The following is a 22,179-nucleotide window of genomic DNA, read 5'->3' as shown; positions in this document are numbered from 1 at the left end:
CAAACCGGGGCGAGCGCTCCGGCAACCCCAGTTGGATTCAACCCATCCCGTCTCTTGCATAAGTAAAGATCCACGCGTCCATGACCGGCCAGTACGATGCCTCAGCCATCGAGGTCCTCCAGGGACTCGACCCGGTGCGCAAGCGCCCCGGGATGTACACCGACACCAGCCGTCCCAACCATCTGGCTCAGGAGGTCATCGACAACAGTGTCGATGAGGCCCTGGCCGGCCATGCCAAGCGCATTTCGGTGACGCTCCATGCCGACGGCTCGCTGGAGGTCGAGGACGACGGACGCGGGATGCCGGTCGACATCCATCCGCAGGAGGGGCGCCCTGGAGTCGAGGTCATCCTGACCAAGCTCCACGCCGGCGGCAAGTTCAACTCGGACCACTACCGCTTCTCGGGCGGTCTGCACGGGGTAGGGGTCTCGGTCGTCAATGCCCTCTCGCGCCATCTGGAGGTCTGGGTCAAGCGCGGCGGCCAGGAATACAACATGGCCTTCAGGGATGGTAACAAGGTCAGCGATCTGGATATCGTCGGCACGGTCAAGCGCCATGATACCGGCACCCGGCTGAGGTTCTGGCCCGATTCCAGGTATTTTGACTCACCCAAATTCGCCGTGCGTTCACTGACCCATCTGCTCCAGGCCAAGGCCGTGCTCTGTCCGGGGCTGGAGGTGCGTTTTCGCGATGAGACCAGCGGCGAGGAGCAGGTGTGGTGCTATCAGGACGGGCTCCAGGGCTATCTGCTCCAATCATTGAACGGGGTCGAGACCTTGCCGAGCACGCCCTTCGTCGGCGACCTGGAGGGACGCACCGAGGCGGTGAGCTGGGCGCTGGTCTGGCTCCCCGAGGGGGGTGAACCCATCGCCGAGAGCTATGTCAATCTGATCCCAACGATTCAGGGCGGCACCCATGTCAATGGTCTGCGCAGCGGGCTGACCGAGGCGGTGCGCGAGTTCTGCGAGTTCCGTAATCTGCTACCGCGCGGGGTCAAGCTGGCACCGGAGGATGTCTGGGGCCGTGTCAGTTACATCCTTTCGGTCAAGCTGCTCGACCCCCAGTTCTCCGGTCAGACCAAGGAACGGCTGTCTTCGCGCGAGTGTGCGGCCTTCGTCTCGGGTGTGATCAAGGACTCGCTCAGCCTGTGGCTCAACCAGCATGTGGCCGAGGGCGAGCGCATCGCCGAGCTGGCGATCAGCGCCGCCCAGGCGCGACTAAGGACCGAGCGGATGGTCACGCGCAAGAAGCCGACTCAGGGCGGTCCGGCGCTCCCCGGCAAGCTCGCCGACTGTACCGCGACCGATCCCGAGCGTACCGAGTTGTTCCTGGTCGAGGGCGATTCGGCCGGCGGCTCGGCCAAGCAGGCGCGCGACCGCGAGTTCCAGGCCATCCTGCCGCTCAGGGGCAAGATCCTCAATACTTGGGAGGTCGCACCGGAGGAGGTATTGGCCTCCCAGGAGGTCCAAGATATCGCCGTGGCCATCGGGGTCGATCCGGGCAGCGATGATCTGAGCCGACTACGCTTCGGCAAGATCTGTATCCTGGCCGATGCCGACTCGGACGGGGCCCATATCGCCACCCTGCTGTGTGCGCTCTTCGTCAAGCACTTCCGACGCCTGGTCGCCGAGGGGCATGTCTATGTCGCCATGCCGCCGCTCTATCGCATCGATGTCGGCAAACAGGTCTATTACGCGCTCGATGACGACGAAAAGCGGGGCATCCTCGACCGCATCGCTGCCGAGAAGATCCAGGGCCGGGTCAATGTACAACGCTTCAAAGGGTTGGGCGAGATGAACCCGGCCCAGCTACGCGAGACCACCATCCATCCAGATACGCGCCGGCTGGTGCAGCTCACACTCGAGGATGCGTATGCAACCGACGAGCTGCTCGATCGCCTGCTGGCCAAGAAGCGCGCGGCGGATCGGCGGGCCTGGTTGCAGGAGAAAGGGGATCTGGCCGAGGTGTCTTGACCCGGTGCGATTCGATGGAGAGGCCTCGTGGAATGGACAGGGTGTCTGACCATCAGACACACTCGCTCAGATCACCTGGTCTTAGTCCGGTGATGAGCAAAAGCATCAAATAAACCAATCCACCCGCTAGAATCCAGCCTGTCAGATCCAGAACCTGCGTCCAGGTGTTCGTCTGAAGCCAATCAGACCTTGCTCCAACACCCCAATGGAGTATCAGGCCCATACTCAGACTGGCGAGCGATGTCTGACCGAGCAGGCGTGCCCAGCCTGGGTGGCGCCGATAGATGCCCGAGCGCTTCAGTCCACGCAGCAGCAGGACGGCATTGAGCGCCGCCGTCAAGGCCGTTGCAAGCGCCAGCCCGGCATGTCCCATCGGCACCATGACCAACAGATGCACCACCAGCCCGACACCGAGCGCGATCAGCGCCAGTCGCACCGGCGTGCGCACGTCCTGTCGGGCGTAATAGCCGGGCACCAGCACCTTGATCGCCAGAAAGGCGGGGATACCGAGCGCATAGGCCATGAGCGAGTGCGCCGCCCGGGTGACATCCTCCGCGCCGAATTCGGACGATAAAAACAGCGTCGCCATCACCGGCTCGGCCAGCACCAGCAGTCCGACTGCCGCCGGCAGGCCGAGCAGCAGTGCCCACCGCAAGGCCCAGTCCAGCGTCTCTGAGAAGCGTTCGGGATCCTGCGCCGCCTCACGTTGCGATAGACGCGGCAGGATCACCGTGCCCAAGGCCACGCCCAGTAGGCCGAGCGGCAGTTCCATGAGCCGATCTGAGTAATAGAGCCAGGAGATACTGCCGGTCACAAGCACCGAGGCGAGCAGGGTATCGAGCAGTAGGCTGATCTGGCCCACGGACACGCCCAGTACCCCTGGCCCCAGACGTCGGAAGACGAGGATCACACCTGGGTCGCGTGGTTTGAAGCGCGGTCGCGGTAACAACCCGATTTGCGCCAAAAAGGGCAGCTGAAACACCAGTTGCACCAGTCCGGCCACGAGCACGCCCCAGGCCAGCGCCAGGATTGGCATCTCCAGCAAGGGTGCCAACCACAGCGCACAACTGATCAGGACGATGTTGAGCAGCGCCGGCGTGAAGGCCGGCACCCCAAAACGCTCGTAAGTATTGAGTACGGCAGCAGCCAGCGCAGTGAGCGTGACGAAGAACACATAGGGCAGGGTGAGCCGCAGCAGCGTCGTGGCCAGCGCGAGCTGATCGGTGTCTGCGCCAAAGCCAGGCGCAAAGACCAGGATCAGCAGCGGTGCGGCCAGAATCCCGAGTCCGGTGATCAGCAGCAGTGCAGCGGCCAGTGTACCCGTTAGGTCATCGACGAAGGACTTGAGCGCCGGCAGCCCCTGTCGCTGGCGATGCTCGTTGAGCACTGGCACCAGTGCCATCGACAGTGCGCCCTCGGCAAACAACCGGCGGGCGAAGTTGGGGATCTTGAAGGCGACGAAGAAGGCATCGCTCGCGGCATCGGCACCGAACACACGCGCAATGGTCAGATCCCGCACGAATCCCAGCATACGCGACGACAGTGTTCCGCCCCCCACCTTGGCAAACGAGGCGATCAGCGAGGCCATGGATCTTAAATAAGGCGACTTAAAGATTAAGAAAAACGCCAATTGTAATTGACAATCGCGATCCGCTCAGAAATACTTCAACTCTTCAAAGACTGCGTTCGGTATGGCCCGCTTAATAATTGGCGTCCGGCCCTCAACGCGGTTTCCTGGTTTTAGATACAATCGACCGCGTCAGACATCGAATTTCTCAGGAGACTCAGTTGGCTAACTCACCTCAAGCGCGCAAGCGCGCCCGTCAGGCGGAAGCCCGTCGTCAGCGTAACATGGCTCAGCGCAGCGCCCTTCGCACCTTCATCAAGAAGGTGATCAAGGCGATCCATGCCGAGGACAAGGAAGCGGCCGTTCAGGCGTTCAAAGAGGCCGTGCCGCGCATCGACCGCGCCGCACGCAAGGGCCTGATCCATGCCAACAAGGCCGCACGCCACAAGAGCCGTCTGAACGCCCACATCAAGGCCATGCCCTGATCGTGAAGACACAAAAAACCGGCTTGAGGCCGGTTTTTTGTGTCTGCTCGGTCGTCGAGCCATTCAGGTGGCTCGTGGACGATAGGCCAGGACGAGCAGCAGCCCGCCCCCCACCACCATCGGCAGCGACAGGAGCTGTCCCATGGTCAGCCATCCGAAGGCCAGATAGCCGATATGCGCATCGGGTTCGCGCACGAACTCGACCAGGAAGCGGAACACGCCGTAGCCGAGCAGGAAGAGACCCGAAACCGCCATCGTCGGACGTGGACGGCTGGAGAAGATCCAGAGGATGACGAACAGCGCTAGCCCTTCGAGCGCGGCCTCGTAGAGCTGAGAGGCATGCACGGCCGGACTCAGCAGGCTGTCGGGCGGCTGATCGAGACACTGACGCGGAAAACGCTCGCAGGGGAGCCGGACGCCCCAGGGCAGCTCGGTGCGATGCCCCCAGAGCTCACCATTGATGAAATTGCCGATCCTTCCGGCCAGTAGCCCGGGCGGCACTAGGGGCGCGAGAAAATCCGAGACCTGGAAGAAGTGGCGATCATGACGGCGGGCAAACAACCAAATCGTCACTATGACGCCGATCAGTCCGCCGTGGAAGGACATACCGCCCTCCCAGACCTTGAACAGATTCAGCGGGTTGTCCAGGATGCGATCGAAGCCATAGAACAGCATATAGCCGAGCCGCCCGCCGACGATGACGCCGAGGACACCATAGAAGATGAGGTCATCGACCATCTCCGCCGTCCAGCCGGATTCGGGGCGGTGCGCGCGCCAGCGCCCGAGCCACCAGGCCAGTATGAAGCCGATCAGATACATGAGCCCATACCAATGGACCCTGAGCGGGCCAAGGGTAAGGGCGATGGGGTCGATGTCGGGATAGGTCAGCATGGTCGCGGATGATATCACGGCGTGGTGGCAAAGAAGCGGACCAGGGCGGCGAAGTCGAGGTCCGGCAGCTTAGGGTCAGCGGCCTCATCGATACGTCGAGGCCACAGGCAGGGTCAGCGTCTCCGCTCAGTCCAGGCGTGCCCTGGATGCTTTGTTCTTGTTGGGGTTACGCAGCAGCACATAGACCGCCCCGGTTCCGCCGTCGCGGCTGGTCGCCGAGCAGAAGGCCAACACCTGATCATAAAGCCTGAGCCAATAGTTGACCTTGCGTTTGAGCACGGGGGCGCGTCCGCTGGAGCCAAGGCCCTTGCCATGGATGATGCGCGCGCAACGCACCCGCCGATGCAGACATTCGCTGAGGAATTCGGCCAGGATCTGGCGCGCGTGCTCGACCTGGAGTCCGTGCAGGTCGACCTCCAATCCGATCGGAAAGGCCCCGCGCTGAAGATCGGCGAGTACCCTGTTCTGGACGCCTGGACGTGCGAAGAACAGATAGTCGTGGGTCTCGACCTCGGATTCGGCGAGCGCGATGCGCTCGTCACCCACCGGCGCTTCGATCGGGCGTGGACGCGGTACCGGCGGTGGACGACGGCGAAAGGGTTCGGAACTCTCGAACGACAACGGCTCGGCATCCTCGACCTGTTTACGGAAGAGCTGGCGGTCGGCGTCCTGGAGTCTGGTTTTCATGAGCTGGATCCGGGGCTGTCTGGGCAGGCTTGGAACGCGAGTATAGCCGTCCCCAGGTCGGTCGACACTGTCGGGATGTCCGATCGAAGTCCTTAGAGTATGATCCCTAGGGCCATCAAGAGTCGCTCAAAGAAACAATGCAAATCCTTGTCAGCAATGATGACGGCTATCAGTCACCCGGTTTGATCGTGTTGGCCGGGGCCCTGACGGCCTTAGGCGAGGTGGTGGTCGTGGCCCCGGATCGCGACCGCAGCGGAGCGAGCAACTCACTTACGCTCGACCGACCCCTGCGCGCTCGGCGCATGCCCAACGGCTTCATCCAGGTTGACGGCACGCCGACCGACTGTGTGCACCTGGCGCTCACCGGATTACCAGCGATCGACCCAGACATCGTGGTCTCCGGCATCAATCATGGGCCGAATTTGGGCGACGACGTGCTTTACTCCGGGACAGTGGCCGCCGCCACCGAGGGGCGGTTCTTGGGACTGCCCTCGATTGCAATCTCTATGACCACGAGCGCGCCCCGGCACCTCGACACCGCCGCGCGCGTGGCGGTTCGATTGGTCGAGCGTCTGTGTTGCGATCCGCTCGAATCCAGCATCATCCTTAACGTCAATGTCCCGGATCGGCCCTATGCCGAGCTCCAGGGGTTCAAGGCCACGCGGCTGGGACATCGGCACAAGGCCGAGTCCGTGGTCGAGGCGCGCGATCCGCGCGGCCAGACCATCTACTGGATCGGTCCGGCCGGTCCCGAGCAGGACGCGGGTCCGGGCACGGATTTCGACGCCGTGCGCTCAGGGTTCGTTTCGATCACCCCGCTTCAGATCGATCTAACCCGTCATTCTGTTCTGGAGTCGCTTGGTTCCTGGCTGACCGGGTGTCTTTGATGACCCTGACCACGCTCGATCCGGGCATCGGTATGACCTCCAGACGCGCCCGCGAGCGTCTGATCCAGCGTTTGATCGATGCTGGGATCGACTCGTCCGAGGTGTTGCGCGTGATGCGCACGCTGCCGCGTCATCTGTTCGTCGACGAGGCGCTCGCCAGTCGTGCCTACGAGGATTTGGCGTTGCCGATCGGACATGGCCAGACCCTCTCTCAGCCCTATACCGTGGCGCGCATGACTCAGGCATTGCTGGAGCATGGTACACCCGATACCGTGCTTGAGATCGGCACCGGCTCGGGATTCCAGACCGCCGTGCTTGCCTCACTGGTGCGGCGTGTCTATACCGTCGAGCGCGTCGGCGATCTGTTTGAACGCGCCCAGGAACGGCTCGATGCGCTGAAGATACGCAATGTGCGCTATCGCCACGGCGACGGTGCTCAGGGTTGGCCCGAGTACGCGCCCTATCAGGCCATCATCTTGACGGCCGCCCCGCGCGGCATCCCGCGCGCACTCGCCGAACAGCTTGCGCCTGGCGGCCTCATGGTGCTGCCGATCGGTGAGGGGCCGCGCCAACACCTGGTACGGTTGGTGCGGCTGGCGCGCGGCGGTTTTGGTCACGAGATCCTGGAACCGGCCAGCTTCGTCCCCCTGCTGGCCGGGGTCGCTTGAGAAGCTTGCCCCTGGACGCCTCGCCTGAGTAAAAACCGTATCATCGTCTAGCTTCGTCCCGTTGCGGAGGATGTGGATGTCGAGCGCCAAAGACCGCGAGATCCCCGATAATCTACCCGAGATCGACAGCGAGTCCTTGTCGTCGCTGGACGAGGATTTGGGTTCCATCCTGCCCGATGGTTCGGACGATGATCTCAATGGGCTCGACGGCGACTTGTCGAGCCTTTCCGGAGAACACCCCATCGACGCGGCCGAGGCCGATTTCGATGCGACCCGGATCTATCTCAATGAGATCGGCGAGTCCAGGCTCCTGACCGCCGAGGAAGAGATCCAGCTCGCCCGCCGCGCCCAGGCCGGCGACAACGCGGCGCGGCAACGCATGATCGTGAGTAACCTGCGGCTGGTAGTCAAGATCGCACGCCGTTATCTCAATCGCGGCCTACCGTTGTTGGACCTGATCGAGGAGGGCAATCTTGGGTTGATCCGAGCGGTCGAGAAGTTCGACCCCGAGCGTGGCTTTCGTTTCTCGACCTATGCGACCTGGTGGATCCGTCAGACCATCGAGCGCGCCATCATGAACCAGACGCGCACCGTGCGTCTGCCGATCCATGTGGTCAAGGAGATCAACCTCTATCTCAAGGCCGCGCGCCAGCTCGCGCAGAGCCTGGACCACGATCCGACCTCCGAGGACATCGCCCAGTTGCTCGACCGTCCGATCAACGAGGTCAAGCGCATACTGGGCCTCAACGAGCGCATCACCTCGGTCGATACGCCCTATAGCAAGGACGCCGACAAGCCGTTGCTCGACATGCTCCAGGACGATGGGTCAAGCGACCCCACCGAGCGCATCCAGGACGAGGACATCCAGGTCAACATCGAGCATTGGCTCGGTCTGCTCAACGACAAGCAGCGCGAGGTGATCGAGCGGCGCTTCGGTCTGCACGGCTACGAGAACTCGACGCTCGAAAGCGTGGCGCGTGAGCTGGGCGTCACCCGTGAGCGGGTGCGTCAGATCCAGATGGATGCGCTGCGCCGACTGCGCGATATCCTCAAAAGCGAAGGGTTTTCGGTCGAGTCGTTCTTCAAATAGACCTTGATGATTCGCGGGTTGACTTTCTGCGCGCGATCCATTGAGATTCACCGATCGGTGCCGCCGGTTCGATACGCGCCGATTCCAGGCCGGATGGCCTCCTTGCCTCAAGGCTGTATCCAATGGTTTCTGGAGGGTCCATGCAGACCAGTCTGGAGCAGAAGTACAACTTCGAGATCGTGCGCTGGTTCACGATCATGGCCGTGGTCTATCTGGTGCTGGGCGCGGCCTTCGGTGTCTATATCGCCGCGGAACTGGCCTGGCCGGCCCTGAACTTCGACAGCCCCTATCTCTCCTTCGGACGACTGCGTCCGCTGCACACCAACACCGTCATCTTTGCCTTCGGCGGCTGTACCCTGATGGCCACCGCCTTCTACTCGGTCCAGCGCACTTGTGGGGTGCGACTCTGGAGCGACACGCTGGCGCGCTTTACCTTCTGGGGCTGGAACGCGGTCATCCTGCTCGCGGTGTTGACGCTGCCCCTGGGTCTGACCCAATCGAAAGAATACGCCGAGCTGGAGTGGCCGATCGATATCCTGATCGCCGTCGTCTGGCTCTCCTTCACGATCAACTTCATCATGACCATCGCCAACCGCAAGTCCTCGCACATCTATGTGTCGAACTGGTTCTTCCTCGGCATGATGATCATGATCACCTATCTGCATGTCGTAAACAGCCTGGCGATCCCGGTCGGGCTCTTTAAGTCCTACTCGATCTTCTCTGGGGTGCAGGACGCCATGATCCAGTGGTGGTGGGGGCACAACGCGGTCGGCTTCTATCTGACCGCCGGCTTCCTCGGCATCATGTACTACTTCGTCCCCAAGCAGGCCGGGCGCCCGGTCTATTCCTACCGACTGTCGGTGATCCACTTCTGGGCCCTGATGTTCGGCTATGTCTGGCTCGGTGCGCATCATCTGCAATACACGGCGCTGCCGGACTGGACCGGCTCGCTGGGGGCGGCGATCTCGCTCGCCATGATCATCCCGTCCTGGGGTGGGGCTGTGAATGGCATGATGACGCTCTCGGGTGCCTGGGATCGGCTGCGCACGGACTATGTGCTGCGCTTCCTGATCATGGCGCTCGCCTTCTATGCCATGTCGACCTTCGAGGGGCCGGTCATGGCGCTCAAGAGCGTCAACGCCCTCTCGCATTACACCGACTGGACCATCGGCCATGTGCACTCGGGTGCACTCGGCTGGGTGGCCGGGATCTCGATCGGGGCCATCTACCATCTGATGACGCGGCTCTATCACACCGAGATGTTCTCTGAGCGCCTGATCAATCTGCATTTCTGGACCGCAACCATCGGCACCGCGATCTACATCGTCGCCATGTGGGTGTCGGGGATCATGCAGGGTCTGATGTGGCGCGCCTATGACGAGTACGGCACCCTGGCCTATACCTTCGTCGAGTCGGTCGATGCCATGCATCCCTACTACGCCATGCGCGCCCTCGGTGGCGGGTTGTTCCTGTTCGGTGCGGCGGTGATGCTGTTCAATGTGCTCATGACCGTGCGCAAATCCATCGTCGAGGGTCGTCTGCAACAGGCGCGCGCCCTCCCGGCCCTGGCCTGAAGCGAGGGACCAAGCATGAGCGACAGGGCCAGGGTTTGCGTCAAGGGCGTCCAGGAATGGCTGGAGGTCAACATCTGGGGCCTGCTGATCGTCACCGCCCTGGTGCTCTCGGTCGGTGGGCTGGTCGAGATCGTGCCGCTCTTCTATCTGAAGGGCACGATGGAGCACCATGCCTTCCCCGAGATCGTCTGGGACAAGGCGGGCCAGGAACCCATCGTCACCCGGGATGAGACCGGCAAGGTCCAGTGGAACTGGAGGCCAGGCGATGGGGTCCGGCCCTATACAGCGCTGGAGCTGGCCGGACGCGACATCTATCAACGCGAGGGCTGCTATCTCTGCCATTCGCAGATGATCCGGCCCTTCCGCGACGAGAAAGAGCGCTACGGTCACTATTCGCTCGCCTCCGAGTCCATGTTCGATCACCCCTTCCAATGGGGCTCGAAGCGCACCGGCCCGGATCTGGCGCGGGTCGGTGGCAAGTATTCAGACGACTGGCAGCGCCGGCATCTACGTGATCCGCGCTCGCTTGTACCCGAGTCGGTCATGCCCAGCTATCCCTGGCTCGACGAGACGGCGGCTGATCCGGACATGTCGCTGCGGGTGTTCGGCTTCACGCTCTGGCCGGCAGGTACCGGCTCGCGGATGCAGCGCCACATGGAAGGCCTGCGGCGCATCGGCGTGCCCTACACCGACGCCGACATCGCGGCGGCCGAGTTCCTGCTCGAGGGCAAGACCGAGATGGATGCCCTGGTCGCCTATCTCCAGGTGCTCGGTACCATGGTCAAGCTCGATGACGCCAAGGCCTATCGTGAATAGACTCGCCGAGTATTTCGCGACCGATTGGGAGGCGATGACGGTCAATGACTGGATCGGCACCCTCCTGACCGTCGTCATCTTCTTGCTGATGATCCTGGCCTATTTTCAGGTCTTTCGTCCCAAGAACCGGGAGTCGCTCGAATCCAGGAAGCACATCCCATTCGAGGACGATCCGCCCTCCGGAGAGCGCGATGGCCGATCCTAACCCCTTTCCAGGCGAGAACAACACCGGGCATGTCTGGGACGACAACATCCGCGAGCTGAAGAATCCACCGCCGCGCTGGTGGATGCAGGGGTTCTGGCTGTCGATCCTCTGGGTCATCGGTTACTCGATCCTCTATCCGACCTGGCCGCTCGGCGAGGGGCCCAATCGCGGACTGCTCGGCTGGACCCAGATCAAGGAGTACGAGCAGGGCCTCGCACGCATCGAGGCCAAGCGCGCCGAGTTCGAGGATCGGATTCGCGACCTCAGCGCCGATCAGATCCTGGCCGATCCTGGGTTGAAGCAATACACCCTGGCCTCGGCCAAGGTGCTGTTCGGCGACAACTGCGCCGCCTGTCACGGCAGCGGCGGGCAGGGCAATCCGGGCTATCCGGTGCTTGCCGACGACGACTGGCTCTATGGTGGTACCACCGCCAAGCTCACCGAGACCATCACGGGCGGGCGTCAGTCGTTGATGCCGGCGCACCAGACCATGCTCACCGAGGCCGAGGTCGATACGCTCGCCCACTGGGTGGTGGCGATGGCCGAGACCGGCGGCGAGGGTGGGAGCGAGGCCGGCTGGAACCTATTCCGCTCCAAGGGCTGCGTGGCCTGTCATGGTCAGACCGCCAATGGGCATGTGGTCGATCTGCCCAATGGCGACTTCATCGGCGTGGGTGCGGCCAATCTGCGCGACGGCATCTGGCGCTTCGAGCCAGGCGGTTTCGAGAGTGCGCGTCACACCATCCTCTATGGCGTCAACCAGAAGGACGTCCCCGAGAGCCGTAGCGCCGTGATGCCCGCCTTTGCCCAACCTGCCGGCAAGCTCAGTGCACAGGACATCAAGAAGCTGGTCGTCTATGTCCACTCGCTCGGCGGCGGGAGGTGACGTCCGGGTGTGGTCCAATTGAACACCCCTCCTGAATCGACCGCGCCGGTCTCAGTCGACGCGCTCTACGCCGAGGCCGACGACTGGCACGTCAATGCCGGCGGCCAGACCATCCATGCCAAACGCATCCCGGGGCGCTGGCGGACCATCAAGTGGGCCCTGGCCTCGGTGTGGCTGATCTATCTGCTCGGCCCCTATCTGCGTTGGGACGGTCGGCAGGCGGTGCTGTTTGACATCCCCAACCGTCAATACCACCTGTTCTCGGTCACGGTGCTGCCGCAGGACTTCTGGATGCTGTCGCTGCTGCTGCTGTTCTTCGCCATCCTGCTGGCGGTGATGACGGCGCTCGCCGGGCGGGTCTGGTGCGGGTTCTTCTGTTTCCAGACGGTCTGGACCGATGTCTTCACCTGGATCGAGGAGCGGCTGGAGGGTCCGCCGGCGGCACGGCGTAAGCTCGACGCGGCGCCGATGTCCCTGGAGAAGCTCAAAGTTCGCACGATCAAGCATGGTCTCTGGCTCCTGATCGGCGTTCTGACCGGATTTAGCTTCGTGGCCTGGTTCACCGATGCGCCGACGCTGTGGCGGACCTTCTTCACCGGTCAGGCCAATGGCGCGGCCTATGTCACGGTCGCGCTCTTCACGGTCGGGACCTATGTCCTGGCTGGATTCCTACGCGAGCAGACCTGTTTCTGGCTCTGTCCCTATGCGCGCATCCAGGGCGTGATGCTCGACCGCTCGACCATCGTGCCGACCTATGATGGGCGGCGTGGCGAACCGCGCGCTCGGCTCAGGCGGACGGACGAGGGGACGCGCACCACAGGCGATTGCATCGATTGCAATCAGTGCGTGGCCGTCTGTCCGACCGGGGTCGATATCCGGCGCGGTCAGCAGGAGGGCTGCATCACCTGTGCGCTTTGCATCGATGCCTGTGATCAGGTCATGGACAAGATCGGTCGTCCGCGCGGACTCATCCGCTATGCCTCGCTCGACGAGCTGGAGGGTCGCTCGACCCGGGGGTTGTGGCTGCGCCCAAGGATCTGGGTCTATGTCCTCATCCTGGGGCTGTCGCTGTTCGGCATCCTCCATGGCCTGACCGCGCTCGACCCGCTCGAACTGCGGGTGTTGCATGAGCGTGCGCCGCTGTTCGTGCTCCAGAGCGATGGTTCGATCCAGAACAAATACACCCTCAAGATCCTCAACAAGACCCATGAGCCGCTGGCAGTGAGGATTCGCGCCAAGGGGCATGACGACTTGAGGCTCGTCGGTGCCGAGCCGCCGATCGAGGCGAGGCCGGGCGGCGTGACGCCGGCGACCGTGTTCGTGCGGATCCCGCGTGAGGCGCTCGAAGCCGAGCAGCAGCCGATCGTCTTCCGGATCGAGGCCGAACGTGCTACGGGTGAGCTGGCCGTGACCGAGCGCGAGAGCGTCTTCGTCGGCCCTGAACCGCGCTCTGACTGAGGGGCAGAAACGCACAGCAACACGAGGTCTAGCGTCGATGATGACCCCCATCCAAACCCGTCTCCGGGTCCATCTCCAGCCCAACGCGGCCCTGCGCAATCCGTGGGTGCTCGGCTGGATCGGGCTCGTCGCCCTAGTGCTGGGTGTCAATCTGGTCATGGTCTATCTGGCCTTTGCGACCAATCCGGGTCTGGTCAATGCCGACTACTACGAGCGTGGGCGAAACTATGAGCGAACCGTCCTGACCCGTCAGGCACGCGATCCAGGCTGGCTGATCCGGGCCGACATCCCGGCGTCGCTGCAGGTCGGTCAGACCGCGTCCATCCGTGTCTTCTTCGTCGATCGCGCCGGTCAGCCGGTCGATCCCGAGGCCGTCACCTTCCATGCCTACCGGCCTTCGGATGCCGCGCGCGACTTCAGCCTGACCATGAACCGCGAGGGGCGCGGGCGCTATGGGGTCGAGACCGCCTTTCCGCTGATCGGCGTCTGGGACACCCTGATCGTCGCGCGTCTGGGCGCAGACGAGTTCAGCATCAGTGAACGCCTCAGGGTCGGGGCCCCCTAGACGGTGGATGAGGGGTCCTGTTGGTGGATGAGGGGTCCTGTTTCCACTGCGGTCTGCCGATCGCCGCCGGCGCGCGCGAGACGGCTGAGGTCGCCGGCGCCGAGCGCGCCTTCTGCTGCACCGGCTGCAAGTCGGTCTGTCTGGCCATCCATGCCGCCGGGCTGGAGGGCTTCTACCGCCGCACCCCTGAAGGCCTCTTGCTCGCCCCACCGCCCGAGCCGCCCAAGGATCTCAGCCTCTTCGATCTGGACGCGGTGCAGGAGGAATTCACCGACGTTGCTGGCGAGGACCGCGAGATCAACCTGCTGGTCGAGGGCATCCACTGTGCGGCCTGTGTCTGGCTGATCGAGCGCGGACTCCAGTCGCTCCCGGGCGTCGCGGAGGCGCGGGTCAATCTCACCGGACGCCGGTTGCGGGTGCGTTGGGACAATGGCCGGCTGCCGCTCTCGCGCATCCTGCGCCGGCTCGCGGATCTGGGCTATGCCGCTACACCCTTCGACCCGGACGCTGCCGAGGGCGCCCTCGCGCGCGAGAATCGCGCCCTGCTGTTCCGGCTCGCCTGGGCCGGATTCGCCATGATGAACCTGCTGTGGGTCTCGATCGCGCTCTACAGCGGGGCGGATCAGGGTGAGTTCCGCGCGCTCTTCCACTGGCTCGGCTTCCTGCTCGCCACGCCAACCATCCTCTATTCGGGCGCGCCCTTCTACCGTGGCGCCTGGTCGGGTCTGCGCTCGGGTCATCTGAGCATGGATCTGCCGATCGCCATCGGGGTCAGTGTCACCTATGGCTATTCGCTCTATGTGACGCTCGGTGGCCCCGAGCGCGGCGCGGTCTACTGGGACACAGTGGTCAATTTTCTGTTCGTGATCCTGGTCGGGCGCTATCTGGAGGCCGGTTCGCGCCGGCGCGCGGTGGCCGCGACCCAGCGGTTGTTCGATCTCCAACCCAGGGTCGCCACCCGACTCCAGGACGACGGCGGTGAGGAGCTGGTGCCGATCCGCGCACTCGCCATCGGTGACTGGGTGCTGGTGCGCCCCGGCGAGCGCATCCCGGTCGATGGCGAGATCCTGGATGGACAGAGCAGCGTCGATGAGTCCATGCTGACCGGCGAGTCGCGTCCGGTGCCCAAGACCCTTGGCGATCGGGTCTCGGCCGGCACCATCAATGGGGCAGGGGTGCTCTGCGTCCGGATCACGGGGCTGCTTGCCGCGACCAGGCTCGGACGCATCATCCGGCTGGTCGAGGAGGCACAGGCCAGCCGTGCGCCCATCCAACGTCTGGCCGACCGCAGCGTACCCTGGTTCGTCGCCGCGACCCTGGGGTTGGCGGCCCTGACCTTCGTGCTCTGGGTCCAGGTCGATCTGGAGCGCGCCCTGACCGCGGCCACTGCCGTGCTCATCATCACCTGTCCCTGTGCCTTCGGTCTGGCCACGCCCATGGCGGTCGCGGTCGCCTCGGGCCTGGGCGCGGCGCGCGGCATCCTGATCAAGAATGGGGCCGTGCTGGAGCGATTGTCGAGCATCCGGCATCTGGTCTTCGACAAGACCGGCACCCTGACCGAGGGGCGCCCGGTGGTGGTGGCGATCGCCGGGGCCGAGGCCGAGTGGCGCAGGCTCGACCCCGATTCGCCGGTCCTGAGCGAGGACCAGCGTGCCGATTTGCGGTTGATCGGCGCACTGGAGCGGCTGTCGGAGCATCCGGCGGCCAGGGCGGTGTTGAGGCTGTGCGAGCAAGCCGGGATCGACCCCGGTGGGTTGAGGGTGGAGGCGGTCGAGGTCGAGCCGGGCCTGGGCATCGCCGGGCGGGTCGCGGGGCGTGCCGTCGCCATCGGGCGCGCGGAATGGCTTGCACGTCAGGGTATCGCCTTACCATCGGAGCCCGAGTCGACCGCCGCGCCGGACGGACGAATCCTTGGTGCGATCGATGGTCGTCTGCGCCTAAGGCTGGGTGTGGAGGATCGTCTGCGTCCGGGGGCCGAGGCCGTGGTCGCGCGTCTGTTCGATCGGGGGCTTCGCGTCACCCTGCTGACGGGCGACCGCCGCGCCGCCGCCGAGCGCATCGCCCGCCGCCTCGGCCCGGTCGAATTGATCGCCGAGGTCCTGCCCGAGGACAAGGCCCGTGTCATCACCGAGCTTCAGCGCACTGGCCAACCGGTCGCGATGGTGGGCGACGGCGTCAACGACGCCCCGGCCCTGGTGCGTGCCGATGTCGGCATCGCCATGGGCAGCGGCACGGATGTCTCGATCGCCGGCGCCGACATCGTGCTCATGTCGAGCGCGTTAGAGCGGGTGCTGGAGGCGATCGAGCTCGCGCGCCGTACCCTGGCCGTCATCCGCCAGAACATCGCCCTTTCGATCCTTTATAATCTGATCATGGTGCCTCTGGCCATGGCCGGCGTCGTCACCCCCCTGATCGCGGCCATCTCCATGCCGCTGAGCAGTCTGGCGGTGATCGGCAACTCGGCACGGCTCGGCGCGCTCTTCAAGTCGTCCGGTGAGCGCTTGCCCCCGATCCGATCGGTCTCGGATTCACCGGCGGCTCCAATCCCATCCTAGCGAGCCACCTCTCGATGGAAGTCATCTACGGCCTGATCCCCGGCATGCTGACCCTAGGGCTTGCGGCGGTCGCCGTGCTGTTCTGGGCCGCGCGCAGCGGTCAGTTCGACGACCTGGAAGGCGACGGGCAGCGTCTGCTGCTCGATGAGGACGAAATCGACACCGAGCACCCACCTCTCGAGTCCGACGACAGGTCGGATACCTGAACACAGTCCCAGGCATTCCTGGAATCCGGCATTGGCGCTATGATCCGGCACACGCTTGTCTTGAGACATTGCGCACGCGGGGGTACCACATGCTCACCAATGACGAACGTCGTGGATTCAGACGCCTGGATACCAAGACCGACATCACCGTCACCCGTCTGGCGACGGGCGAGTCCATGCTTGCCGGTCTGATCAACCTGAGTGCCTCCGGATGCGCCTTTCGCTCCGAGCAGGCGATCGCAGATGACGAGGAGCTGGAGATCCTGATCAACAGCCCGAGCCCGAGGATCGAGCCGCTGCGTCGGCGCGCGCGTGTGACCCGGATAGACCAGGACGCGGATGGGCAGTTGATCGCGGTCGAGTTCCTGTCGCAATAGTGGGCGCGGACTTGCGCGCGCCCCTGCCGTCCACCACCGCCCCAAAAACATGCGTTACTTCCATTTCAGCCTGAACATCCCCAGCACCGAGTATCTGCGTTATTACCAGGGTGCGGCCGCGCGCGTGGTGGTGCGTACCCAGGATGGGCGCACGCTGTCGATTCCAGCCATCAACCTACGCCAATTCGTCACCCACGCCGGCATCCAGGGCCGGTTTCGCGCCGCCATCGATGAGAACAATCGGCTGGTCGCCTTGGAGCGACATTGAGGCCGACTCGACCCGAATGACCTATCATGCCCATCAGATCGACTGCCATCCAATCCAGCCGGAGAGATTCATGTCTGAGCAAAAGTTCCGTCTTGTCACGCGCAGTGACTTCGATGGTCTGGTGTGCGCCGTCCTGCTCAAGCACCTGGACCTGATCGACGAGATCCTCTTCGTCCATCCCAAGGACATGCAGGACGGCAAGATCGCGATCAGCGGGCGCGACATCACCACCAATCTCCCCTATGTCGAGGGCGTGCATCTGGCCTTCGATCACCATCTGTCCGAGACCCTGCGCACCGGCCGGCACGACAATCACATCATCGATCCAGAGGCGCCCTCGGCGGCGCGTGTGGTCTGGCGTTATTACGGCGGACACGACACCTTTCCACTCGTCTGGGACGAGATGATGGAGGCGGTGGACAAGGGCGACTCGGCCCAGTTCGAGCTCGAGGAGGTATTGCACCCCACGGGCTGGGTGTTGCTGAACTTTTTGATGGATGCGCGCACCGGGCTTGGACGCTTCCGCGAGTTTCGGATCTCCAACTACAACCTGATGATGGACCTGATCGACTACTGTCGGGATCACACCATCGATCAGATCCTGGCCCTGCCGGATGTGCGCGAGCGGGTCGAGCTCTATTTCGAGCACGAGGAGCCATGCAAGGAACAGATTCGACGCTGCGCCACCGTCCACGACAATCTGGTGGTGCTGGACCTGCGCGGCGAGGAGACCATCTGGGCCGGAAATCGCTTCATGATCTATGCGCTCTTTCCGCAGTGCAACATCTCGATCCATGTCCTCTGGGGCCTCAAGCGCCAGAACACGGTCTTTGCCGTCGGCAAATCCATCTTAGACCGCAGTTCCAAGACCAATATCGGCGCGCTGATGCTGGAATACGGCGGCGGCGGGCATCAGGCCGCCGGCACCTGTCAGGTCGACAACGAGCACGCCGACCAGGTCTTGGGCGAGCTGATCGCGCGGATCACGGCCGACGGTTGAGTCATCGAGAACTCAGGCGATCCCTGGAGCGATCGAAGTGTCCTGTCATAGCGCAATCCTTCAAATGAATCCCTTAGTCGGCGACGTGGCTGGCAACACCGAGCGCCTGATTTCAGCCGCCCAACAGGCCAGGGTCCAGGGCATCGATCTATTGCTCTGTCCTGAGCTGGTTCTAACCGGCTATCCGCCCGAGGATCTGCTGTTGCGTCCCGAGTTCATCGCCCGGGTCGAGACGGCGGTGGCGCGTCTCCAGTCCGAGGTGCGGGGCCTCACCCTGGTCCTGGGTTATCCGCGTGCCTCGGTCGGCGGTCTGTTCAATGTCGCCGGTGTGATCCGCGACGGCGCCCTGATCGCCGAATATGCCAAGCAGCATCTGCCCAACTACAGCGTCTTCGACGAAAAACGCTACTTCCAACCCGGCGCGACCGCTGTCCTATTCGAGCACCTTGGTCTGCGTTTCGGTTTGAGTATCTGTGAGGACATCTGGTGGGAGGGACCGACCCGCGAGGCCGCCGCGGCCGGCGCTCAGGTGTTGCTCAATCTCAACGCCTCACCCTTCCACGCCGGCAAGATCGCCGAGCGCGAGTCCCTGGTGACCCAGCGCGCCCGCACCCATGGACTCACCATCCTCTATGCCAATCTGGTCGGCGGTCAGGATGAATTGGTGTTCGACGGCGCCTCCTTTGTCGTCGCACCAGATGGCCGGATCACACACCGCGCGCGTGCGTTTACCGAAACGACGCTCGCCCTCGAGCTCGATGCCGATGGGGTCCCGAACACAGCCGATGCCGAACCGCTCGCCGACTGGCCTGGTGAGGAGGAGACGATCTACGAGGCCCTGGTGCTGGGTGTGCGCGACTATGTGCAGAAGAACGGCTTCGATGGGGCTGTGCTGGGTCTGTCCGGTGGTATCGACTCGGCCCTGACCCTGACGGTTGCCGTGGATGCGCTCGGCGCCGAGCGCGTCGAGGCCGTGCTCATGCCCTCGCGCTATACCGCCAGCATGAGCATCGAGGACGCCCTGGAGCAGACCAGGCGTCTTGGTGTCGCAAGCCGGATCATCCCGATTGAGCCGGCCTTCCGCACCTTTCTCGATCTGCTCGAACCCGTCTTCGCCGGTCAACCCGCGGACGTCACCGAGGAGAACATCCAGGCGCGTTGTCGCGGACTCATCCTCATGGCCATCAGCAACAAGTCCGGGCGTATCTTGCTGACCACTGGGAACAAGAGCGAGATGGCGGTTGGCTATGCCACACTCTATGGCGACATGGCCGGTGGTTTTGCCCCGCTCAAGGACGTCCCCAAGACCCTGGTCTATCGACTTGCAGGGTATCGCAATGGCTGCGCGCCTGTGATCCCCGAGCGGGTGATCGCCCGCCCGCCCTCGGCCGAGCTGCGCCCGAATCAAACCGATCAGGACAGCCTACCGCCCTATGACCTGCTCGACGCCATCCTCAAGCACTATATCGAAGACGACGAGGGTGTGGACGCGATCGTGGCGCGCGGCTATCCGCCCGATGTGGTCCGGCGCGTAGCGCGGCTGGTCGATCGCAACGAGTACAAACGCCGTCAGGCCCCGCCTGGAGTGCGGATCTCGCGCCGCTCTTTCGGGCGCGATCGACGCTATCCGATCACCAGCGGTTTTCATAGACCCTCCGCAAGGAAACCCGCGACTTGAGTCGCGGGAGGAATGGCGGGCGCGCGAAGTGCGCCATGTGGTGTATAATGCACCGCAAGTGTGGTCTCCGGGCGCACGCAGACTGCAACGCCAGTCGAAACCTGGCCCGGATTGGCAGCGGAGCCCCGCTGCCAAGGGCGGCTGTAAACACGCCTAATGTTGGGGATGCGGTCAACCATGTTTGCTGCGTCTCACAATAAAGCCTTCGACTTCAGTCGAGGGTTGTTTACTAAACCCGGCCCTCAATCAAAGATGTGGATCGCGCCTTACGGCGCTCCTACCCCACCAACGCATCCCGTCGGATGCGGCCTTAGCCGCGATACCGGCGGTCGAGTCGGAAGCAATCGCCACCATCGCGCCTCAAGGCGCCCCTCCAAACCCGCCGACCCGCTCCGCGAACCGGGTTCGTCGTCCATCCTCAGCCCAGTCCATCGACTTTTATCGATGGATAACATTCTTTTAATTGATTGGTATCGGGGATTTGACCCATTTATCGTCTCCGCAATCTCGGGCCGAACCCATCGAACGGAGTAAATCATGAGCACGAAGACGTATGAAGCCGGCGTCAAAGACTATGCCTTCACCTACTGGACCCCGGACTATGTGCCCCTCGATTCCGACCTGTTGGCCTGTTTTAAGGTCACGCCACAACCCAAGGTGTCGCGCGAGGAGGCTGCGGCCGCCGTCGCCGCCGAGTCCTCGACCGGCACCTGGACCACGGTCTGGTCAGACCTCTTGACCGATCTCGATTACTACAAGGGCCGCGCCTACCGCATCGAGGATGTTCCGGGTGACAAGGAGAGCTTCTATGCCTTCGTCGCCTATCCGCTCGATCTGTTCGAGGAGGGCTCGGTCGTCAACGTGCTCACCTCCTTGGTAGGGAATGTGTTCGGCTTCAAGGCGGTGCGTGCCCTGCGTCTGGAAGACATCCGTTTCCCATTGCATTATGTGAAGACCTGCGGTGGCCCGCCCAATGGCATCCAGGTCGAGCGCGATCGTCTGGAGAAATATGGTCGTCCGCTCTTGGGCTGTACCATCAAACCCAAACTGGGTCTGTCGGCCAAGAACTATGGGCGCGCGGTCTACGAGTGTCTGCGCGGCGGGCTCGACTTCACCAAGGACGACGAGAACGTCAACTCCCAGCCCTTCATGCGTTGGCAGAACCGCTTCGAGTTCGTCATGGAGGCGGTACGCAAGGCCCAGGAAGAGACCGGCGAGCGCAAGGGTCACTACCTAAACGTCACCGCGCCGAGCTGTGAAGAGATGATCAAGCGTGCCAAGTTTGCCAAGGAGCTCGGCTCGCCCATCATCATGCACGATTTCCTCACGGCTGGCTTCACGGCCAACACCACCCTGGCCAACTGGTGTCGTGACAACGGCATGTTGCTGCACATCCATCGCGCCATGCACGCCGTCATCGACCGCAACCCCAAGCACGGGATCCATTTCCGGGTCCTGGCCAAGTGTCTGCGTCTGTCGGGTGGGGACCATCTGCACACTGGCACCGTGGTCGGCAAGCTGGAGGGCGACCGGCAATCGACGCTCGGTTTCGTCGATCTGCTGCGCGAATCCTTCATCCCTGAGGACCGCTCGCGCGGTGTCTTCTTCGATCAAGACTGGGGTGGCATGCCAGGCGTGATGGCGGTGGCCTCGGGCGGTATCCATGTCTGGCATGTCCCAGCGCTGCTCTCGATCTTCGGTGACGACGCGGTGTTCCAATTCGGTGGCGGCACCCAGGGCCATCCCTGGGGCAACGCGGCCGGCGCGGCGGCCAACCGCGTGGCGCTGGAGGCCTGCGTCAAGGCGCGCAACGAGGGGGTCGAGGTCGAGAAGAATGCTCGGGAGATCCTCACGGCGGCGGCGCGTCACAGCCCCGAACTGGCCGCTGCCATGGAGACCTGGAAGGAGATCAAGTTTGAGTTCGACGTCGTCGACAAGCTCGATGCCGCCTAAAGCCCGCCATCCATCGTTTGTGATGAGGAAGCCGACACCATGAGTACCGCGAGCAGCATGGGCGATCACGCCACCATCGGTCGCTATGAGACCTTCTCTTATCTCCCCCCGCTGACGCGCGAGGAGATCCTGGAGCAGATCCTCTACATCCTTGACAACGGCTGGAACGCCTCGTTGGAGCACGAGCATCCGAGCCGTGCCTTCGAGTACTACTGGCCGATGTGGAAGCTGCCCTTCTTCGGCGAACAGGATCCGAACGTGATCATGGCCGAGATCGAGGCCTGCCGACGCAGCTACCCGGATCACCATGTCCGGCTGGTCGGCTACGACAACTATGCCCAGACCAAGGGGCATTCCTTCCTCGTGCACCGCGCCCGCTGAGTGCGGGTG

The 22,179-nt window shown here is 63.5% G+C and carries 22 protein-coding genes; 19 read left to right on the top strand and 3 right to left on the bottom strand.

Going from position 1 to position 22,179, the window contains the following annotated elements:
* The first annotated feature begins 80 nt into the window (after positions 1-80).
* On the top strand, positions 81-1,973 hold the full coding sequence (gene parE / locus E6P07_RS11705; RefSeq protein WP_153975774.1) for a DNA topoisomerase IV subunit B: 1,893 nt from the start codon (positions 81-83) through the stop codon (positions 1,971-1,973).
* Positions 1,974-2,025: 52 nt separating this feature from the next.
* Here parE and murJ read toward each other — a convergent pair whose 3' ends face one another.
* Positions 2,026-3,561, bottom strand: a complete 1,536-nt coding sequence (gene murJ, locus E6P07_RS11700) for a murein biosynthesis integral membrane protein MurJ (protein ID WP_153975773.1) — start codon at positions 3,559-3,561, stop codon at positions 2,026-2,028.
* A gap of 200 nt (positions 3,562-3,761) precedes the next feature.
* Between murJ and rpsT the strand changes: the two genes are divergently transcribed.
* Entirely contained in the window at positions 3,762-4,025 is a 264-nt protein-coding gene (rpsT, locus tag E6P07_RS11695) for a 30S ribosomal protein S20 (RefSeq protein WP_153975772.1), read from the top strand.
* A 63-nt stretch (positions 4,026-4,088) separates the two neighbouring features.
* Here the strand turns inward: rpsT and lgt are convergent, their stop codons facing one another.
* Both lgt and E6P07_RS11685 read right to left on the bottom strand, forming a co-directional pair.
* The gene (lgt, locus tag E6P07_RS11690; protein WP_153975771.1) at positions 4,089-4,916 is read right to left on the bottom strand and encodes a prolipoprotein diacylglyceryl transferase; all 828 of its coding nucleotides are present in this window, start codon (positions 4,914-4,916) and stop codon (positions 4,089-4,091) included.
* Between the two features lie 126 nt (positions 4,917-5,042).
* The gene (locus E6P07_RS11685) at positions 5,043-5,603 is read right to left on the bottom strand and encodes a Smr/MutS family protein (RefSeq protein WP_153975770.1); all 561 of its coding nucleotides are present in this window, start codon (positions 5,601-5,603) and stop codon (positions 5,043-5,045) included.
* A gap of 137 nt (positions 5,604-5,740) precedes the next feature.
* On the opposite strand from E6P07_RS11685, the gene surE reads away from it, so the two are divergent.
* The 17 genes from surE (at position 5,741) to E6P07_RS11600 (ending at position 22,170) form a co-directional block, all read left to right on the top strand.
* Positions 5,741-6,490 carry a 5'/3'-nucleotidase SurE gene (surE, locus tag E6P07_RS11680; RefSeq protein ID WP_153975769.1) on the top strand — a complete coding sequence of 250 codons (750 nt, stop codon included), beginning with the start codon at positions 5,741-5,743 and terminating at the stop codon, positions 6,488-6,490.
* Complete coding sequence (locus tag E6P07_RS11675; RefSeq protein WP_153975768.1) at positions 6,490-7,158, top strand: protein-L-isoaspartate(D-aspartate) O-methyltransferase; 669 nt, start codon at positions 6,490-6,492, stop codon at positions 7,156-7,158. The genes surE and E6P07_RS11675 overlap by 1 nt, the downstream gene beginning before the upstream one ends.
* 76 nt (positions 7,159-7,234) lie before the next feature.
* A complete protein-coding gene (gene rpoS, locus E6P07_RS11670) occupies positions 7,235-8,248 on the top strand; it encodes an RNA polymerase sigma factor RpoS (RefSeq protein WP_211363117.1) in 1,014 nt (337 codons plus the stop codon).
* Positions 8,249-8,388: 140 nt separating this feature from the next.
* Positions 8,389-9,822, top strand: coding sequence for a cytochrome-c oxidase, cbb3-type subunit I (gene ccoN / locus E6P07_RS11665; protein WP_153975766.1), 1,434 nt, complete (start codon positions 8,389-8,391; stop codon positions 9,820-9,822).
* A 15-nt stretch (positions 9,823-9,837) separates the two neighbouring features.
* Positions 9,838-10,638, top strand: a complete 801-nt coding sequence (gene ccoO, locus E6P07_RS11660; protein WP_153975765.1) for a cytochrome-c oxidase, cbb3-type subunit II — start codon at positions 9,838-9,840, stop codon at positions 10,636-10,638.
* A complete protein-coding gene (locus E6P07_RS11655; RefSeq protein WP_153975764.1) occupies positions 10,631-10,843 on the top strand; it encodes a cbb3-type cytochrome c oxidase subunit 3 in 213 nt (70 codons plus the stop codon). Before ccoO ends, E6P07_RS11655 begins: the two co-directional genes overlap by 8 nt.
* Positions 10,830-11,729: a cytochrome-c oxidase, cbb3-type subunit III gene (gene ccoP, locus E6P07_RS11650; protein WP_153975763.1), complete on the top strand. Its 900-nt coding sequence runs from the start codon at positions 10,830-10,832 to the stop codon at positions 11,727-11,729. The genes E6P07_RS11655 and ccoP overlap by 14 nt, the downstream gene beginning before the upstream one ends.
* An 18-nt stretch (positions 11,730-11,747) precedes the next feature.
* The gene (gene ccoG / locus E6P07_RS11645) at positions 11,748-13,187 is read left to right on the top strand and encodes a cytochrome c oxidase accessory protein CcoG (protein WP_153975762.1); all 1,440 of its coding nucleotides are present in this window, start codon (positions 11,748-11,750) and stop codon (positions 13,185-13,187) included.
* A gap of 37 nt (positions 13,188-13,224) precedes the next feature.
* Entirely contained in the window at positions 13,225-13,752 is a 528-nt protein-coding gene (locus E6P07_RS11640) for a FixH family protein (protein ID WP_153975761.1), read from the top strand.
* A 23-nt stretch (positions 13,753-13,775) separates the two neighbouring features.
* A complete protein-coding gene (locus E6P07_RS11635) occupies positions 13,776-16,307 on the top strand; it encodes a heavy metal translocating P-type ATPase (RefSeq protein ID WP_153975760.1) in 2,532 nt (843 codons plus the stop codon).
* A 14-nt stretch (positions 16,308-16,321) separates the two neighbouring features.
* On the top strand, positions 16,322-16,513 hold the full coding sequence (gene ccoS, locus E6P07_RS11630; RefSeq protein WP_153975759.1) for a cbb3-type cytochrome oxidase assembly protein CcoS: 192 nt from the start codon (positions 16,322-16,324) through the stop codon (positions 16,511-16,513).
* Positions 16,514-16,602: 89 nt separating this feature from the next.
* A complete protein-coding gene (locus tag E6P07_RS11625) occupies positions 16,603-16,890 on the top strand; it encodes a PilZ domain-containing protein (protein ID WP_153975758.1) in 288 nt (95 codons plus the stop codon).
* A 49-nt stretch (positions 16,891-16,939) separates the two neighbouring features.
* Positions 16,940-17,158 carry a DUF2835 domain-containing protein gene (locus E6P07_RS11620; protein ID WP_153975757.1) on the top strand — a complete coding sequence of 73 codons (219 nt, stop codon included), beginning with the start codon at positions 16,940-16,942 and terminating at the stop codon, positions 17,156-17,158.
* 70 nt (positions 17,159-17,228) lie between these two features.
* Positions 17,229-18,158: a DHH family phosphoesterase gene (locus tag E6P07_RS11615; protein WP_153975756.1), complete on the top strand. Its 930-nt coding sequence runs from the start codon at positions 17,229-17,231 to the stop codon at positions 18,156-18,158.
* A 64-nt stretch (positions 18,159-18,222) separates the two neighbouring features.
* Positions 18,223-19,836 carry an NAD+ synthase gene (locus tag E6P07_RS11610; RefSeq protein WP_153975755.1) on the top strand — a complete coding sequence of 538 codons (1,614 nt, stop codon included), beginning with the start codon at positions 18,223-18,225 and terminating at the stop codon, positions 19,834-19,836.
* A 537-nt stretch (positions 19,837-20,373) separates the two neighbouring features.
* The gene (locus E6P07_RS11605) at positions 20,374-21,789 is read left to right on the top strand and encodes a form I ribulose bisphosphate carboxylase large subunit (RefSeq protein WP_153975754.1); all 1,416 of its coding nucleotides are present in this window, start codon (positions 20,374-20,376) and stop codon (positions 21,787-21,789) included.
* 39 nt (positions 21,790-21,828) lie between these two features.
* The gene (locus E6P07_RS11600) at positions 21,829-22,170 is read left to right on the top strand and encodes a ribulose bisphosphate carboxylase small subunit (protein ID WP_153975753.1); all 342 of its coding nucleotides are present in this window, start codon (positions 21,829-21,831) and stop codon (positions 22,168-22,170) included.
* Positions 22,171-22,179 lie beyond the last annotated feature (9 nt).

It is taken from the genome of Thermochromatium tepidum ATCC 43061, from assembly GCF_009664085.1.
GTDB classification, from domain to species: Bacteria; Pseudomonadota; Gammaproteobacteria; order Chromatiales; family Chromatiaceae; genus Thermochromatium; species Thermochromatium tepidum.
The sequence above is the reverse complement of the archived record's forward strand: the minus strand, read 5'-3'. Positions and strand labels throughout refer to the sequence as shown.